Consider the following 16,751-nt stretch of genomic DNA (forward strand, 5'->3'; position numbering starts at 1 on the left):
TGCCGGACTCGTCGAGCGTGAGCCGCCCGTCCTCGAACGACCCGCGGCCGGAGATCCGGGTGACCGTCCCCGGGGGCATGAACGCCGCCAGCTGGGCCGAGATCGGGCCCGAGCGCCGGCCTCCGCCGGCGGGGCCGTGGCCGGTGGCGGCCGGTCAGGTGTCGGTGCCGACCGCGGGCCGGCGTGTGTAGTGGGCGAAGAGGGCGTCGGCGACGACGGCCCACTGGGTGCGCAGGTCGAAGCCTTCGGGGTCCATGAGCCAGTGCAGCTGGAGGCCGTCGAGGACGGCCGGCACGACCTGGAGGAGTTCCGGCGCGGCGTCGGTGTCGACGCGGCTGCGGGCCTCCCGGATCAGGAGTTCGGTGCGGCCGTCGAAGTAGGCGCGAGCGGGGTGGGCGGGGTCGAGGGCCTCGGCCTGGACCATGGCGTACAGCTGGGCCCGGCGCGGGTGGCAGGCGTTGTAGTCGACGATCGCGTCGAGGGCGGAGCGCAGGTCGGGGCTGCCCGCGACGACGGCGTAGAGGTGCGGGCCGTCGATCCCGTCACGGTGCTCCAGGAGGGCGAGGAGCAGGGTGGGCATGTCCGGGAAGTAGTGCATCACGCCCGGGGCGGACATGCCGCAGCGGCGGGCGAGTTCGCGCAGCGACAGGCCCTTGTAGCCCTCCTCGGAGACCACGTCCATCGCGGTGTCGAGGATGGACAGCCGCCGCTCCTGCGGGGTCATTCGGGTCGCCACTACGCCTCCTGATCAGGGCCCCTTCGGCGGGCCTTGCCGGGGCCGCGGGGCTGGCCTAGAGTACCCCCGCCAGCTTATCTAACGGATGTTAGATAGTTCTGACGCCGGGGAGGGACGTCGTGACCGCCACCTCGTGCGAGGCCGTCGCCGTCGCCTCCGTCGTGCCGGTCGCCGGCGTGACGCTGCCCTTCCGGCTGCCCGCCACGACCGGCACGGCCGTCACCGGCCTCGGCTCCGGCCTCGGCGCCGGCACGGCACGGACCGGGCCGTCGGCCCGGCCCGGATGCCCGAAGGGCTGCCCGGAGAGCCTGCTCCTGCGCGGAGGTTCTCGGCGTCCTTGGTACCGTCACCGCTCTGCCGCCGACCGTCGGTCCCTTCGCCGTCGGCCCCTTCGACGGCGGTGCTGTCATCACCCTCGCCATCCTCCCGATCCGATCCGTGAGGCAGGTACCCCCGTGAACCGCACCGCTGCCCCCGCACCTCCGCGTCCCGGCGCCCGCGACGGCGTCCCGCTCACCGTCACCACCGGTACCCCGGTGAGGGGAGGTCCCGGGCCCGACGGCCGGGGCGGCCACCTCCGGATCGGGCCCACCCGCAGGGAAGGGGGTGGGGAACGGATGCTCCTGGAACGCGACGAGGTGCTGGGCACGGCCGCGGCAGCCGCGGCAGCCACGCGTGCGGGCAGCGGCCGGTGGATCCTCCTCTCGGCGCCGGTCGCCGGCATGGGGCGGACCGCGGTGCTGGAGACGATCGTCCGCCGCGAGTCCGGCCGCGGCGCGATGCGCGTCGGCCGGGCGCGCGGCGTGGCGGAGGAGACGGCGTTCCCGTTCGGAATCGTTCGGCAGCTCTTCACGGACGACGAAGCCGTGCCCTTCTCGGTGCCGACCGGGATGGACGAACAGTGGCTGTTCCACCGCCTGGTGACGCGACTGACCCGGTCCGCCGCCGAGCGGCCGGTCCTGCTCGTGGTGGACGACCTCCACCATGCCGACGAGCCGTCCCTGCGCTGGATCGGCTACCTCGCCCGCCGGATCGCCGAGATCCCCGCCCTGCTGGTGGTCACCGAGTGCGCGGACCAGCCCGGTCCGGTGCCCTTCCCACCCTCCACGGGCGGGGCCGTCGCCCTCCGCCCCCTCAGCGAGTCCACCGTCGTCCGCCTCGCCCGGGCCGCCGACCTGGACCGGGACGACACCGCGACCTGCGTCGAAGCGGGTGCCGGCAACCCGGCCCTGGTACGGGCGCTCATCGCCGACCTCGGCGGCGGACCGCCGTCCGGCCCGAAGTCCGCCAGGCCGCACGGCCGTTACCGCGACACGATCGCCGACTGGCTGAGGAAGGCCGATCCGTGCTTACGCCACGCCTGTCTCGCCCTCGCCGTCGCGGCGGAGGGCGACCCGCCTGCCGGCCCCGGTCCCGATCACCGGCTCTGCGACCTCTGCACGTCCGCGCGAGCCCCGGGCGAGCGGCCGGCGCACCACCTGGACGCACTGCTGAGTCACCCCCTCGCCCGCGGGGCCGTGCTCGCCGCCGCCGATCCGGAGGAGGTCGCCGCACTGCACGCCCGTGTCGCGGAACTGCTCGACGAGAGCGGTGCCCCTGCGACGGCCGTGGCCTCCCGGCTCCTGCACGTGGAGCGGCCCGGCGCGACGTGGATGGCCCGCGCGCTCTCCGAGGCCGCCGAGGAAGCCGCGCGCAACGGTCACGTCGCGCAGTCCGCCGCGTACCTGCGCCACGCCCTGAGCGGCACGCTCGACCCGGACCGGCGCGCCGCCCTCACCGTGCGCCTCGGCGCCCTGGAGCTTGCGAACAACCCGACGGCCGGTATCCGTCGACTCCACACCGGACTGGAACTGCACACCGACGTCCGGGAACGGGCCGCCGCGGCGACCGCCCTCAGCGCGGCCCTCGTCGCGGTCCGGGACCCCGACACCGCCATGCGGGTCCTGCGCCAGGCCGGTCGCGCCGCCGCCGACGACGAACTGGTCCAGGTGTTGCAGACCCTCGGCGCGCTCGTCGCCTCGCACGACAACGACGAGTGGCGCGGGGCCGTCGCCGGCCTGCGCGCGCTCGCCCCTACGGCGCCCCCCGCCATCGAGCCGCTGGTGTGCGGGCTGATCACCGAGTACGAGGCCGGCGCCGGTCTCTGCTCGGCGGCCGAGGCACTCGCCCGGATCCGACCGCGCCTGGCGACGCGGGTCGACCCGCGTCTGCGGACGGCCTGGTTCGGCAGCGCGGCCACCCTGTTGCAGTGGGCGGACTGTCTGGACGAGGCCCGCGAGCTGACCGGCCTGTGCCTGCCCGGCCTTTCCGTCCCCCCGGCCCTGACGGACGTCGGTGTGCAGTGCCTGCTCAGCGTCCGGGCCGAGGCGGCGCTCTGGGAGGGCGCGTTCGACCGCGTCGTCGCCGAGAACGCGCCGCTGGTGGAGGCGGCCGGTGAGCGGGGCGTCCGGTTGCCGCACCTGTCGGCGATGGTGGCGTCCGCCCGGTACGAGAAGGGCGATCGCGCCGGGGCGTGGGAGGCCGTGGCCCTCGCCGGACAGCGCGGCAGCGAGAGTTCCTGGGAGTGGAACGAGCTCAGCTACACGCGGGCCGTGCTGCATGCGGCGGACGGCGACTGGCACGCGGCTCTCGACGACTACCTGGCCTGCGGAGCCGGCCAGAGCGCCCACGACTTCGTCAGCCCGGTCGCCACGCCGTGGCGCTCGGGAGCGGCGTTCGCCCTGGTCCGGCTCGGGCGGCGGCAGGAAGCCCGCGAACTCGCCGAGGAGGAGCTGCGCCACGCCCGGACCTGGGGCACCGCGCGTACCGTCGGCCGGGCGCTGCGGGCGTACGCCGCGGCCGTGGGCGGCAGGCTGGCGCTGTGTTCGCTGACCGAGGGCGCCGAACTGCTCAGGCCGAGTGCCGCGCCCGTGGAACTCGCGGAGGTCCTGGTCGACCTCGGCCGGGCCCAGATCGAGGCGGGAAGCGCCCGCAAGGGTCGCGACACGCTGCGGGAGGCGCACGCCGTGGCCCTGCGGCCGGCCCCCGCGCCCGCTTCGGGGGCCGCTCCGGGGGCCGGGGGGCCGGCCGCCGTCGGCCGTCTCCTCGCCCTGACCCAGGACGCCTTGCGCGAGGGCGGGGTACGGAGCAGGAACGGCGGGCACGCCCTGACCCCGGCCGAACGGCGCGTGGCCGAACTGGCGGCGGTGGGGAACACCAACGCCCAGATCTCCTCCGCGCTGTGCCTCACCCTCCGCACCGTGGAAACGCACCTCACCAACTCGTACCGGAAGCTGCGGATCGCCCGGCGTTCCCAACTGGTGGCGGTACTGCAGCAGTAGGCGTCGCGGGCCCACCCCGGCCTCGCCGTGCGCAGACGGTGTTCCGGCGCGTGGCCCGGGGGCGTGGCTCAGAGGCGGGAGACCCGCAGGGCCCAGGCGATCAGAGGAGCCTGAAGCGGTACCCGGGCCAGGGCGGCGACGCGCAGCGGTGCGGGACGGTGGCGCCAGTCCCGGGCCATCTTGACGTTGGCGGGCAGGACCGCGACGAACAGGCCGGCTGCGGCCAGCGCTCCGGCCCGGCGGGTGGGCGGGCAGGCGATCGCCGCGCCGACGGCGAGCTCCGCCACCCCGCTGAGCCGGGTCCAGGTGCGCGGATCACCGGGGAGGCCGCGGGGCACCATGGCGTCGAACGGGCGGGGGACGGCGAAGTGTGCCACCCCGGCGCCGAGCAGCAGGCCGCTCAGGAGAGCGGCGGATCGGGGCAGGGTCGGCATGGTGCTCCTCCAGGTACGGGCCGGCGCCCGGGCTCGATTACCGAAGAGTAACCATGTGGCGCCCGGAGCGGAAGCCGTCGTGCCGTCCGTGACCGACCCGGGCGGCCGCGACGAAGGGGGACGCAGGGTCGGCGACCCGGTCGGCGGAACAGTCGCGCCCGGCCCGCGCCGTCCCCGCCGTCAGTCCTGGGTCCCCGCGGGGAGCGGCGTCAGACCGGCGACCTGTGCGAGGAGGCGGTAGGAGGTGAACAGCGCGTCGCGGTCGTAGGTGCTGGTGGCGAGGAGGAACTCGTCCGCCGCGGCGCGCTCCATCAGCTCGGTGAGGCGGGCCCACGCCTGCTGAGGGGTGCCCGCGATGTGGCCGGTGAGCGACTGCTGGAACGCCGCACGTTCGCGCGGGGTCATCGTCCGGGACAGGATCTCCCCGGTGGGGGCCAGCGGCGGGAACTCGCCGTGGGTCCGGGAGTGGGCGGCGGCCCAGGCCTCGGGGACGAGGAGGTCGCGGGCCTCGGACTCCGACCCGGCGACGGCGACCGTACCCGAGAGCACGACGTACGGCCGGGAGGCGCGGGAAGCGCTCCCGGTAGCGGTCGATCGCCTCGAACATCCGCTCCTGCCCTCGCGCGGCCGCGATCACCAGGGGGAGCCCGGCCTCGGCCGCGACGTCCGCGCCGGCGCCGGTGGCCAGCACGAACGCCGGTACGTCCAGACCCTCGGCCGGCCGGGCGTGAACGCCGTGGGGGGCGCTCGACGGCGCATCGAAGTAGGCCAGCAGTTCGGCGAGTTGCTCGGGAAACCGGTCGGCGGAGTCCTTCTCCCGGCCCAGCGCCCGCCGTACCCCGTCGGTGAACCCCACCGAACGGCCGAGACCCATGTCGATCCGGCCCGGGAACAGGGCGGCGAGCACACCGAACTGCTCGGCCACGACCAGCGGTTGGTGGTTGGGGAGCATCACCCCGCCCGTCCCCACTCTGATCCGCTCCGTTGCCGAGGCCACCGCTGCGGCCAGCACGGTCGGGGCCGAACCGGCCACGCCCGGGACGCCGTGGTGCTCGGACACCCAGAACCGGTGGTAGCCGAGCCGCTCGGCCTCGACGGCGAAGGCCACGGTGTCCCGCAGCGCCCGGGCCGGTTCCTCCCCCCTGCGGGTCCGGGAACGGTCCAGCACCGACAGTCGGAAGGGCGGCGTCGTGGTCACTCCCGCCACAACGGGCGCTGCCGCCCGGCTCATTCCCGTACGACGGAAAAGGCCACCTGCCCGGCCGGTCCCCGGCGCCGACCACCGGGGACCGGCCGTGGGGGAGCGGCCGTGCCCACGGGCCGGGTGTCGTCGGGCTCCGCGTCAGCGCGGGGCGAGGACGCAGAACTCGTTGCCCTCGGGATCTCCGGAGAGGTGATGTTAGGGGTTCTACGGCAGGGCCGAGAGTGCCCCGCCCGGATCGGTACCGGACGGGGCCGAGGGGGTACTACTGCGGGCAGTCCAGCGAGCACGCCCACAGGGTGTACCCGGGGCCGCTAGCGGCTTCCTGGTGGCCCACGGGGACCGGCTTCGGGGCAGGCCCCTTGCAGCGGACACAGCGCACCGGAGCGAGGCGGGGCCACGTTTCGCCGTGGGCGTTCTCGTGGTCGTCTCCGTGGAACGGGTCACGGCCGCACGGGGCTCCGTCGTACTGCCCGGGGCGAGGGGCGCCGCATGTGGGCTTCTCGGCAGCAGCGAGGGTCATCACGCCACCGCCCCGGCGAGGGTGTGCGCACCGGGGAAGGTGTGCCCGGTGTCCGGCAGCTTCTCGGCGACCGCCCGCAGGGCCTCGCGCCGCTCGTACTGGCGCTGCATCTCGTCCAGCTCGGCGAGCCATGCCGCACGGTCGACGTAGGGACGTACCAGGGGGCTCGCGTTCCAGTTCTCCGGCTCGACCCACGGGGCGAGGCTCAGTCCGGCGGGAACGGCCCGGATCGGCTTCGGGGTGGGCTCGGGGGCGACCGGGGCGGCGCGGTGCTGTCCGTGGGCCGGTAGGACCAGCCGCAGGGCGGTACGCAGAGCACGGGCGATAAGGTGTCGCATGTTCGGTCAGCTCCCTAAAGCTGTCGGACGCTCGACCCCCGGAGCCGGTCCTAAGCGGCACCGGGGGTTCTTTCGTGTTCGACGGTAAAGCAACTCCTCTACCCTCGTCTACCTACGTATGCCAATAGCTCGGGATGTTGCCCGTTGTCTACCCTTGGCCCATGGCCTCGGAAATCGACTACGACGCACCCACCCCGCCGTACCAGCAGATTGCGGCGGAGATCATCCGCGACATTGAGTCCGGGGTACTCGCGGCGAACCGTCCGATCCCGTCCGAGTCGGCACTGATCCAGCGGTGGGGTGTGGCCCGGGACACGGCCCGTCGAGCGGTCCGGCATCTGCGCGAAGGCGGGTACGTCTACACCGTGCCGCAACGCGGGACGTACGTGGCCGAGCAGACCCCCGAAAAGTAGAAGGCCCCGCCCTGCCGGAGACCAGCGGGACGGGGCCGAGTTGGGCGCGAGAGTCGGCAAGGGTGGTTCTTCCATTGGCGCCCCTGCGTCCCGGCTCCGGGTATCCGGCTCAGATCGGCAGGTTCCAACCTGGACCGGCCTCGCTGCCGATCCACACGCGCTGGCCGAGGGGCGAGACCGTGATGCCGAAACCGTCCTGGTGGGGCTCGCCGGCCGCCTGCCAGGCTTCAACGGCGCTTTCCACTTGGTCCCAGAGTCGGAGCGGTCCGCGCTGAATCACGGTCCACCCTCCGTCAGGGTTGGGCATGGTCCGGGCCTGCGATCCCGTGGCCACGTCCGAGAGGATCTGTTGCCCGCCCGCACCCATCCGCTCGGCCGAGGGTGCCGCGAGCTGAGCCACCCAACCACCGGTCCACGTGCTGATGATCTCGGGATCGATCCGGCTCGGGCGTTCGTCGCCAGGCAGCAGCGCGAGACTCTGACGGGGCGGCCGGTCGTGCGGACGGGCGATCATGAAACTCGTCCACCCAGGCAGGAACCGGCCCGTGGCACTGCCGGGCTCGGTCACGGTGAGCAGCGCGAGGCCGAACCCGTACGACCAGCCGGAGAGGGTGACCAGGATCTTTCCGCCCGGCTTGACCTGGTAGAGCCACGGTTGCGGGATGTACCGAACCGAGCAGGTGGCAATGAGGCGGTCGTACTCGCCCCCGTCCGGGTCACCGAGCAGCCCGTCACCGATGATCAGCCGGGGTGCGTGTCCGGCGGACTTGAGTGCCGCAGCAGCCGCTTCCCCCACGGCCTGGTCGTACTCAATGCTGGTGATGTTGGCGTCCCCGAGGCGGTACGCACCAAGAGCGGTCGAGTAGCCGGTGCCGGTACCGATCTCCAACACCTGGTGCCCGGCCTCGGTGTCGAGCTGGTGCCACATGCGCAGCACCAGTGACGGCAGGGTGGACGACGAAGACGGCGAACCGCTCGCCGTACCGTCCTCGGGCCTGATACGGCCGTCGAGTTGGGTGATCAGGGTCTGATTCGTGTAGACGCCCGCCAGCCAACCGGGTTCGCCCTCTTGGACGGGCCGGTACTCGGTGGGGGCGGTCCCCTCCACGGGAAGGAAGTAGGACCCGACGAACAGTTCCCGGGGGACGGACTTGGCGGCGCGGTTCCACGCCGGATCGGTGACCATGTCGTCACCAGTGAACCCGTCCACCAGGGCGGCGCGGAGTTCGGCCGATGTGCTCACGTGTCGGGGCCTTTCTGTAGTTGGTCGGCGAGGGCGTCGGCGATAGCAGCAGTTGTCTCCGTCGGCTGCCATGCCCATTGGCCGTTTGCGTTGCACTCAAAGAAGTACCAGGAACCGTCAGAGGTCACGGCGAAGTCGAACGCGCCGTACACCAAACCGAGTTCGTCAAGGTAAGCCGCAACCGAACGTACGACCGCCTCGGGGATCTCGATCGGTGCGCACGTCATCAGGTCTTGCCGGTAGCGCCAGTCAAGATCGGGGCTGTCCACGCGGACCCCGAACAGGCGGTCGCCTACGGCAGTCACCCGTACGTCGAACACCTTCGACACCTTGGCTTGGAACAGGTGCGGGCACAGGGACACGGAATCGGTGATCTCAGACGGGTCGACCCCGCGCACCCACACCTGTTGCAGGGCGCCCTCGGCATCCCGGTACCGGCTGTCCCACAAGGGCTTGTAGACCGCGCCGCCAGGTTGGGAGGTGCAGAACTCCCGAGCTTCGTCCGGGTTCGCTGTGATGATCGTGTCTGGCACCAGGAACCCGTTCCGGCTCGCCGCCGAGAGCTGAGCCGGCTTGTACTCCGCATTGCGGATGCGCCACGGGTGGTTCACATAGTGCGCCCCGGGAAGTGACGCGAGGATGCCCCCGGTGCCCCAGAACCCCTGTGCGGCAGCGAACTTGCCCTCTTGCTCCGCCATCCCGGCAGGGGGGTCGTAGGGCGAGGGCCTGCGGACCCACACGGCCCGGACGTTGGACAGGTCGAGCGTCCGGCTTGCAGTGCAGAGGGAGCCCCGCTGTCCACCTGTCCCGTAGCGGGCGGACAGCGAGGCACCCGCGTGCAGATCGGCGCCGGGGTCGACACGGACGACCGGCACCCGGCGGTCAGCCAAGCGGCGTAACACCAGGTCCGCGGTCACGTCGTACGGGTTGGTGAGGACCAGTACGGCCCCGTCCCGATCCGGTGTCATGTCAGCCCGTGCCCTGGTCCTGGTCGTTCGACTGCATGGTGTCCACGTCGGACGGTACGTTCTGCCCGCCGTTCTGTCCGTCGCCGCCACCCGTGGTGGTCGGGCCGGTCTGGTTCGTGCTGGTGCCGTGCGCGCCCATCTCGACCGTCCGGCCGTGCTCGCTCACGATCACGGCAATCTGCGTCTCGGGGTCGATCACGGGCGTGTACTGCGGAACCGCGAGGGTGGGTGCGTACGGCGCCATGCGCTGTACACCCCAAGGGGCGGGTGTGGTCGTCATATGTGCTGTTCCTCCTTGTCGTGGTGGTGCCAAGTAGGTTCAACCACCCTGCGGGAGCGCAGGGTGCGGGGCAAGCCCACCCCGGCCGACACAGCCACGTGACACCGGGGCGGGAGTGGTGCCCCGTCCTGGCGGGTGATTCCCTTTCCGTCCGCCAGGACGGGTGATCGTGGGGCGCTAGCTTCCGCGCCCGAGGGGGTACGCCCTGCGGATCGGGGCCGGCTCGCCGGGCTGCGTCCACCCGAGGGGGGAACAACTCCGGCTCGCCCGGGAACAGTTCGGCCCACTCGTCGGTGAGGAAGGCACCCCACCGGCCGCACGTCGTGCACCGCCAGACCGGCCCACCCGGACCGCTCTGCACGGCGCCCGACTCTTCGGCCCGCTCGACCTTGTGTCCGGCGCCCTCGGGGCACTTGTACATCCGCTGTTCTCCGCCGCTAGTTCTCGGTCTGGGTCCCCGCCCTGGTCGTCCGTGCCGTCCACTCGTCACGTCACCAGGGCGGGGGTTGTGCTTCCCGACGGCAGACAGGCACCCGCCGGGGCCCTAAGGGTGGTCCTGGTCCGCGCCGGGGGGCTGAACCAGGACCACCGACGCGCGCCGCCGCACGCGCCCTTCCGCCGGGTGGGACCGACGGGCGACCCGGAGCGCGGGGGAATCACTCCGGGAGACTTGGACGGCTCGGGACGGACACGCGGACGAATCAGCAGCCCGTACCAGGGCCGGAGTTGGACCGTGCGGACGAACCGCGCCGAGTACTGGCCGTGGTGCCAGCGACAGACCGTCATGACCGTGCGAAGCCCTATCGCCGGTATGGGCACCACGTCCCGTGTCACTCCGCAGGGGAAGCACCAGCCCGAGGCCCAGCGGAGCCCGTCCGGCACCAGCGGGAGAATCCCGGTCTCTAGGTTCATGAGCCGGTACGCCCGCGCCGAGCCTCGCGGCACAGTGCCGAGCCGTGGCGCAACGCCCTGCGAACGCGCGTCCTCGCCTGTCTTCGGCGACGGAACCAGGTCTCCCAGTCTCCGCCGTACACGATGCCGAGCATGGCCACCGCCAGGGCGAGGAACGCCCACACCCAACGGCGCCCGGTCTGCGGGTCGAGCCTGCCGAGGGCGAACACCATGACGGCCGGTCCGAGTCCGACCACGGCTGCCAGGGCAGCGCTGATCGCAGCTGCTTTGTGCCGCATCACAATCCCTCCGATCACTGCCGGACGTTGGGCGAGGCACCAGTTCAGGGTCAAAGGCCCCGCGTGAACAGAGCATGGATGACGCACTCTTGTGGCATCCCTGTCTCATAGTTACTGCATCGAGTGCCCTGACCTGCTAGAACAGTTACTCAGAGACAGGGAGGCGACATGGCAGCTCGGCGCAGGGCCTTTATCGAAAGGCGCAAGGCCCTTGGTTTCACTCAGGATTCCTTGGCTCAGAGCGTGGGTGTTGACCGCTCGACGGTGGCGAGATGGGAAAGCGGAAAAGTCGATCCGCAGGATTGGCAGCGCCCCACTCTTGTCAAGGTGCTGAGGGTGACGCTGGCCGAGCTTGACGACATTCTGTACGGTGGCGTGGATCAGGGGCGCTCGCAGGTTATGCGGGCTTCCGCAACCGTACCGCCGGCCTATGACGACGAAATCGACGCCTTGGAGCTGGCGCGCAGGGTTTCAGCCAGCGATGTTGGAAAAGAAACTATTGAACGGCTAGAACTGACCTTTCACGACCTGGCCGTAAAGTATCCGACCGTGGCTCCGCATGAGCTATTGGGCCAGGTGCGAAAGTATTCGTCGTATGTGACTAGCTTGATGGATGCAAGAAAGACTCTGGAGGAACACCGGCAACTGCTGGTCATAGGTGGATGGTTTTCACTGCTCGGCGCCACGCTGCACATTGATTTGAACCAGCAAGATGCTGCAACAGCCAGGCTGCGGACGGCAATGACCTTGGCGCAGCATGCCGGACATTCGGAAATTCAAGCTTGGTGCTTTGAAACCGACGCCTGGCGAGTACTAACCGATGGCCACTATTCGCGGGCGGCGGAACTTAGCGCCACAGCCCAGCAGTTGGCTCCGGCCGGAAGCTCAGTTGAAATTCAAGCCATCGCTCAGCAGGGGCGGGCGTTCGCGCGGCTTGGATATTCGAATGAAACATATTCGGCAATAGATCGAGTGCAATCTCTTTCCTCTTCCATCGGCACGCCGGATCAGCCAGAGCATCATTTTCAGTACGACCCTGCAAAAGCTGTTGCGTACGCCGCAACCACTCTGGCATGGCTCGGAGATCCGGCGGCAGAAACCTATGCAAGAGAGGTTATTTCGCGGCTTTCGCCGCCGGACGACCTGACCAAGTGGCCTCGCCGAGTGGCCTCGGCAAATATTGATCTCGCGCTCTCTTTGGTAACCACCAATCGCCTTGATGAAGCATGCTATGCGGCGCAGCGCGCAATGCTCTCAGGTCGGGTGGCACCGTCAAATCACTGGCGTGCCCTAGAAGTGGTAAATGCCGTTGAGACCGGCAAGATTTCCGATGCGCGCGACCTCAGGGAAGCATATGAAGAAATGCGACTCCAGATAGAGCCTGCGGATTGATCGGCGGAACACAAAATGGCCCCACTTCGAATCCGATTAGGGAATCGAAGTGGGGCCGTAATGGTCCGCAAGAATGGTCTAATGAGCCATGCGAGTTTCTTGCCTCCCTCCCGCGCTTCTGGCCAGGAGAGGGGAGGCCCCCGGGTGGGGTAGGCCCAGGGCTGCAACCCTGTGTCGGTCGGTCACGCGTCGGACGTGCGCCTCATGCCGGAGCCCGCGGAGGAATCACCGGCGGATCAATCGGGCGGCCGTCCGACTGCCTCGGCGTCACGTCCACGGCCAGCAGCCGGCCGGGATCGTGGGGGTCGCGCATCGGCTGTACGCCGCGAGGCATCGGCGCCCCACCGTTGGCTACTGGCAGGCCAGTTGGGGAGTCGGACCATACGGGCCGTCCCTGCGCGTCCCGGGGGAAGTACGGATAGGTGCCGTCCGGGCCGGGGTCGAGTGCGTCAACGGCCATGTCAGTCTGTCGCTTCGATGTAGGCGGTTCGCTTGGCGTCCAGTTCCTCGGCGTAGTCCGCGCCGATCTCAGCGGCCATGCGCTCGGTGGTCTCGATGAGGTCGTCCACCAGGCGCAGGTCATACATGCGTGGATCTGGCACAGTGGGATTCTGGCCGGTGGCGGACTGGGCTCGCTGGGCAGCGTGCATGATCTTCTCCCGCTTGTACCGCTCGGCCCGGGACGCCATGTAGGCCATGAACCACGGTTCCTCGGCGAGCAGTTCGACGAACCGTTCACGGTTGGCCTTGTCGGCGTCGCTGGCCTGCTGTGCGCGCTCACGCCACGAAGCGGCGAACGCGCGGTCGTACTCGGCGGCTCGCTCGGCACGGCGGGCCTGTTCGGCCTCCTCGGCGACCGCCAGGGCGGCTTCGGCCTCGGCGAGCGGAGCCGTGAACTTGTCGGCCTGGGCGCGCAGCTTGGCGAGCTTGTCGGCAGCCTTGGAAACGTCGGGGTTCATGGTCAGACCTCACGATCGGTGGGAGCGGAAACGTTGCGGCCGAGCTGCACGGCGGCAGCCTTCGCGATCTCGTAGTGACCGAGCGAGATACGGGAGATCGGGTTCATCTGGTCGTACTGCTCGGGGCGGTCGCGCTTCATCTCGGCAAGGTGCTCCATCGTGGAGTCGTACTGGAACGCGTCGGCGCGCAGACGGAGCTTCGCGGTCGCCCGGTCCTCGTAGGTGTAGGTGTGACTGCCAGGGTTGCTCACGGTGCTACCTCCGGTGGGCTGCTTGTCGACGGCATGAAGAAGCCCCTGCCCGACGGCTTCGGGAGGGGCGGTGAAGCTGGTCCTGTCCCATATGAGCGGGCAGGCCGTACGGGTGTAGGGGCGGGCACTCGGCCTGTCGGTTCCCCTCAGTGCGGTGCGCGGTAGTCCTGCGCTCCCTCTCTCGGGAGTAGAAGAGGGGGACGATATCCCGGGGCCCGCTGTGCGGCGCCGTCCGGTCGTTCCGTCCCGCTCTCTCTTCCTGGGGGTAGAAGAGGGGGACGAATTCCCGCGGGGCCCGAGGGGTGGTGATGGGTGACGTTGGAGACGTGATTTCTAGTTTCTTCTACACACACGGGTGTCTAGATAAAACAGAAAACACCCCTTCGAACGTCACCCATCACCACCCCCGCCGATGCCCTACGCCCCGACGGGCTCGGCGAGGCGCATCCGGCTGCCTTCCGCGGGAGCGTTTTCGGGCGTCATGGTCAGTTCGTCCCGGAGCCCGGCCCACGACTCCACCGCGGGGTCAAGGTCCCCGGTCACTGCGAACGCCACCCGGCGCGGGTCGAGCGTCCGCCACCCGCCGCGTACGCCCTTACGGATCTCCAGCCGTGCCCCGGCGTCGAGCAGCAGCAGCCGGCGAGCGGTGTCGTCCGACGTAGCCCACAGATCGGCGAACGTCTCCTCCGTGTCGACCTTCTCGCGCATCTCGGGGCGGGCGGGGGTCGCCTCCAGCTTGGCCATGCGGCTGTCAAGTGCTGTTGCCCGCTTCTTCCACGCTGCCTTCGCCGCGGCGGACTTCTGCTCTCCCTTCTCCTCCTGGTGGGCTTCGTACTCGGCGAGGACGTGCGCAAGCTCCTGTGTCGGGTCATACCCGGGCGTGATGATGGTCCGCTGAATCCGGATACGGCCGGTCAAGGCCAGGAACTCCCGCTCTACGTAGTCCTCGACCCAGTCAGCCCGGATGGTCATGGGGGCAGCGCACTTGACCCGCGTAAGGTGCCCGCCGCACGTGTACGCGCGCTGCTGCTTCTTGTTGGTCTGGTGGTACATGCGCGATCCGCACGTGCCACAGTGGATCACCCGGAGCAACTTGGAAGCGTCCAAGGGGATGGCTCGGGGCTCGGTCCGCTTCCGGTCGTCGAACAGCTTCCCGATCACGTCGAACTCTTCGCGCGTCAGGATCGGGTCTTCGGTCGACAGGATCGGGGCGCCCTCGGCATCCCGGATCGGGTCGCCGTTGTGCATCTTCCAGCCCAGTAGCGCAGGGTTCGTGAGGATCTTCTTAAGGACCGTGGGCACCCACTTGAACACGTCCCGGGTGTTGCTCTCGCCCTTCGCGCCGCCGGTCCTGCCGCCGGTCTTCCGGCCCCGGCTCACCGACCAGTGGTCCCGCGGGGTCGGAACCTTGTCGTGCTCCAGTTCCTGGCAAATCCGCGTGATGGTCTTGCCGTTCAGCATGTCCCGGATGATGCGAATGATGATCTTGACGGCGCTCTCGTCCTGCGCGAGCGTCTTGCCGACCCCGCCGTGTTCTGCGGGCATGGGAACGATCTTGTACCCGTAGGACGGGCGACCGCCCTTGAACCGGAACGGCATCTTGCGCATGGCAGCCTGCGCACCCATGACGCGCTCTTTGATGGACCACGCTTCCATCTCGGCAGCGAAAGCAAACTGATTGAGCATCATGCGCGTGATCGGGTCGAGCGGGTTGCGGAAGTCGAATTGCTGCATCCCTCCGCCGACGCCCTCGGCGAAGATGATCATCTTTCGGTGCTTGCTCGCCCACTCGGCAAGGTTGTGCATGTCCTGCTGCGATCGGACGGCGCGGTCAAAGCGCCACCACACGATCACGTCGAAGCTGTCGGGGTCCGCGAGCCACTTGCCAAGCTCCGGACGTTCCCACGGAGCGGTCTTGCTCGCCGACACGTCAAGGTCGACAGCTTCCCGGCGCTGGTCATCCTCGCCGAAGTCAATGTTGTTCATCTCGGCGGCGCGGTCGTTGGCCTCGCGCTGCCGTTCGGGGCTGGTGGTCTCGTCCGTCAGGACGGACAGTCGGATAGCCGAGACGCCACGCAGGCGCCCGGAGAACACGGTGCCCTCAGTGCCGGGCAGGTTCCTTGCAGTGGTCATGCCCTCGGGAGAGGGGGACGATATCCGCTTGTCACGGGCAAGGGTGGCGGTCGACACCGGGGCTCACTCCAGAACCATGAATCCGGAGTGTTCGGGTCGGCCAGGACCGTCCACGGCACGTCGCCCTGGCCCACGTCGGCGGGCGTCGCGCCGAGAGCCCGCAGCCGCGCCGCCTCCTCGACCCGGTCGCCCCCGGGGTACGGGCGGAGGTCGAGGTGGAGACGGTTCTTCACGGTCTTCTCGTCGGGGGTGCGGATGAATTCGAGGTACGGGCCGACGCTCCTGGCGGAGCGCAGCACGGCCTGGTCGTCCGTCACCTCGTGGACGGTCCAGTCCATCGCCTCGCCCCAGAACCCCGCCATGGCCCTCGGGTCCGCGCAGTCGACCACCACCGCGGCCATCGGCCCGGTGTCCAGGTAGCGCTCGCGGGGCTCCAGCACGCAGAACTCGTTGCCCTCGGGGTCGGCCAGGACCGTCCACGGCACGTCGCCCTGGCCCACGTCGGCGGGCGTCGCGCCGAGGGCCTTCAGCCGTGCGACCAGCTCCGTCTGATGGGCTGCCGAGGTGGTGGCGAGGTCGATGTGCAGACGGTTCTTCACCGTCTTGGGGTCGGTGGCGCGAACGACGTCGATGCAGACGGCGACGGGGTCGGGATAGACGAAGCCCACGGGTTCGAGGTTGGTCACACCGGGGCCCTCGCTGTCGATGCCCCAGCCGAGTACCTCCGCCCAGAACCGGCCGACCGCGGAGTCGTCCCGGGCATTCATCGAAATCTGAACAAGCCGTGTCGTCATGCCGCCGACCCTATGCATGCCGTCCCGCGTCGACAAACACATATCCCGGCCTGGGAGGGATCCGTGGTGCTCCGTGACATCCGGTGCTCGATTCTCCGGGGAGGAGGTGTCGTGACAGTAGAGCGCGCTCGCCGAGCACCTCACAAGATGCATGCAAGGTTCTTTCTAAGATTTGCCGACTTCATGCAGTAGCGGAGAGTGGATCTTGCGGACGTGGAGCCGGGCCTTCCGCTGGTGGGCGGCCCCGGCGGTGGTCCGGCGGTGATCCGGCAGTGTTCGGGCGGCGAAGTGCGGTAGGTGTGACCCGCCGGCAGATCCCAGGGAGGGGTGAGTGTGTAGCCGGCGGAGGCCGCAGCCGGCCAGGTCGCCGGGGCATCGCAGCGGGCTATCTTCTTTTTGCGAAATTCTGTCGACATCTTGTGGTCATCTGGACGGGATGGTTAAGTGAGCGGCGCGCCGAGGGGTGGTCGCCGACAGGTCCCGAGAGGGTCCGCGACGTGCCCCCGGGGCGTCCGAGCCGCGCAGTCCAGGAGTGCGCGGGCCTCGCTTCCGCACGTCCCCGCCCCCGTCACCAGG

General features: G+C 70.0%; 14 protein-coding genes and 1 pseudogene. 3 read left to right on the forward strand and 12 right to left on the reverse strand.

Features of this window, described 5'->3' with window-relative positions; translation table 11 throughout:
• Positions 1-154 precede the first annotated feature (154 nt).
• The gene (locus PUR56_RS20080) at positions 155-736 is read right to left on the reverse strand and encodes a TetR/AcrR family transcriptional regulator (RefSeq protein WP_329875920.1); all 582 of its coding nucleotides are present in this window, start codon (positions 734-736) and stop codon (positions 155-157) included.
• A gap of 617 nt (positions 737-1,353) precedes the next feature.
• Between PUR56_RS20080 and PUR56_RS20085 the strand changes: the two genes are divergently transcribed.
• Complete coding sequence (locus PUR56_RS20085; protein WP_329875922.1) at positions 1,354-4,056, forward strand: helix-turn-helix transcriptional regulator; 2,703 nt, start codon at positions 1,354-1,356, stop codon at positions 4,054-4,056.
• A 68-nt stretch (positions 4,057-4,124) separates the two neighbouring features.
• On the opposite strand, the gene PUR56_RS20090 is transcribed toward PUR56_RS20085, so the two are convergent.
• From PUR56_RS20090 to PUR56_RS20100, 3 genes and pseudogenes are all read right to left on the reverse strand, one after another.
• Positions 4,125-4,490, reverse strand: coding sequence for a DoxX family protein (locus PUR56_RS20090; RefSeq protein WP_329875923.1), 366 nt, complete (start codon positions 4,488-4,490; stop codon positions 4,125-4,127).
• A 180-nt stretch (positions 4,491-4,670) separates the two neighbouring features.
• Positions 4,671-5,721, reverse strand: a pseudogene (locus PUR56_RS20095) (LLM class flavin-dependent oxidoreductase).
• Positions 5,722-6,213: 492 nt separating this feature from the next.
• Entirely contained in the window at positions 6,214-6,552 is a 339-nt protein-coding gene (locus tag PUR56_RS20100) for a hypothetical protein (RefSeq protein ID WP_329875927.1), read from the reverse strand.
• A gap of 161 nt (positions 6,553-6,713) precedes the next feature.
• Between PUR56_RS20100 and PUR56_RS20105 the strand changes: the two genes are divergently transcribed.
• Positions 6,714-6,965 (forward strand): winged helix-turn-helix domain-containing protein, encoded by a 252-nt coding sequence (locus PUR56_RS20105; protein WP_329875929.1) that lies wholly within the window; start codon positions 6,714-6,716, stop codon positions 6,963-6,965.
• Positions 6,966-7,074: 109 nt separating this feature from the next.
• On the opposite strand, the gene tgmC is transcribed toward PUR56_RS20105, so the two are convergent.
• The 4 genes from tgmC to PUR56_RS20125 form a co-directional block, all read right to left on the reverse strand.
• On the reverse strand, positions 7,075-8,208 hold the full coding sequence (gene tgmC, locus PUR56_RS20110) for an ATP-grasp peptide maturase system methyltransferase (RefSeq protein ID WP_329875931.1): 1,134 nt from the start codon (positions 8,206-8,208) through the stop codon (positions 7,075-7,077).
• The gene (gene tgmB, locus PUR56_RS20115) at positions 8,205-9,176 is read right to left on the reverse strand and encodes an ATP-grasp ribosomal peptide maturase (protein WP_329875933.1); all 972 of its coding nucleotides are present in this window, start codon (positions 9,174-9,176) and stop codon (positions 8,205-8,207) included. The genes tgmC and tgmB overlap by 4 nt, the downstream gene beginning before the upstream one ends.
• 1 nt (position 9,177) lies before the next feature.
• A complete protein-coding gene (gene tgmA, locus PUR56_RS20120; protein ID WP_329949942.1) occupies positions 9,178-9,456 on the reverse strand; it encodes a putative ATP-grasp-modified RiPP in 279 nt (92 codons plus the stop codon).
• Positions 9,457-10,364: 908 nt separating this feature from the next.
• On the reverse strand, positions 10,365-10,646 hold the full coding sequence (locus PUR56_RS20125) for a hypothetical protein (RefSeq protein WP_329875937.1): 282 nt from the start codon (positions 10,644-10,646) through the stop codon (positions 10,365-10,367).
• 168 nt (positions 10,647-10,814) lie between these two features.
• Here PUR56_RS20125 and PUR56_RS20130 point away from each other — a divergent pair, with 168 nt between their 5' ends.
• Positions 10,815-12,038 carry a helix-turn-helix transcriptional regulator gene (locus PUR56_RS20130; protein WP_329875939.1) on the forward strand — a complete coding sequence of 408 codons (1,224 nt, stop codon included), beginning with the start codon at positions 10,815-10,817 and terminating at the stop codon, positions 12,036-12,038.
• A gap of 461 nt (positions 12,039-12,499) precedes the next feature.
• On the opposite strand, the gene PUR56_RS20135 is transcribed toward PUR56_RS20130, so the two are convergent.
• From PUR56_RS20135 to PUR56_RS20150, 4 genes are all read right to left on the reverse strand, one after another.
• Positions 12,500-12,997, reverse strand: coding sequence for a hypothetical protein (locus tag PUR56_RS20135; protein ID WP_329875941.1), 498 nt, complete (start codon positions 12,995-12,997; stop codon positions 12,500-12,502).
• Positions 12,998-12,999: 2 nt separating this feature from the next.
• Positions 13,000-13,248 (reverse strand): hypothetical protein, encoded by a 249-nt coding sequence (locus tag PUR56_RS20140; protein ID WP_329875942.1) that lies wholly within the window; start codon positions 13,246-13,248, stop codon positions 13,000-13,002.
• A 417-nt stretch (positions 13,249-13,665) separates the two neighbouring features.
• The gene (locus tag PUR56_RS20145; RefSeq protein ID WP_329949943.1) at positions 13,666-15,438 is read right to left on the reverse strand and encodes a recombinase family protein; all 1,773 of its coding nucleotides are present in this window, start codon (positions 15,436-15,438) and stop codon (positions 13,666-13,668) included.
• Positions 15,378-16,175 (reverse strand): VOC family protein, encoded by a 798-nt coding sequence (locus tag PUR56_RS20150; protein WP_329949944.1) that lies wholly within the window; start codon positions 16,173-16,175, stop codon positions 15,378-15,380. The genes PUR56_RS20145 and PUR56_RS20150 overlap by 61 nt, the downstream gene beginning before the upstream one ends.
• Positions 16,176-16,751: the final 576 nt, after the last annotated feature.

The sequence above is a fragment of the Streptomyces sp. BE303 genome, from assembly GCF_036290945.1.
Classification (GTDB): domain Bacteria; phylum Actinomycetota; class Actinomycetes; order Streptomycetales; family Streptomycetaceae; genus Kitasatospora.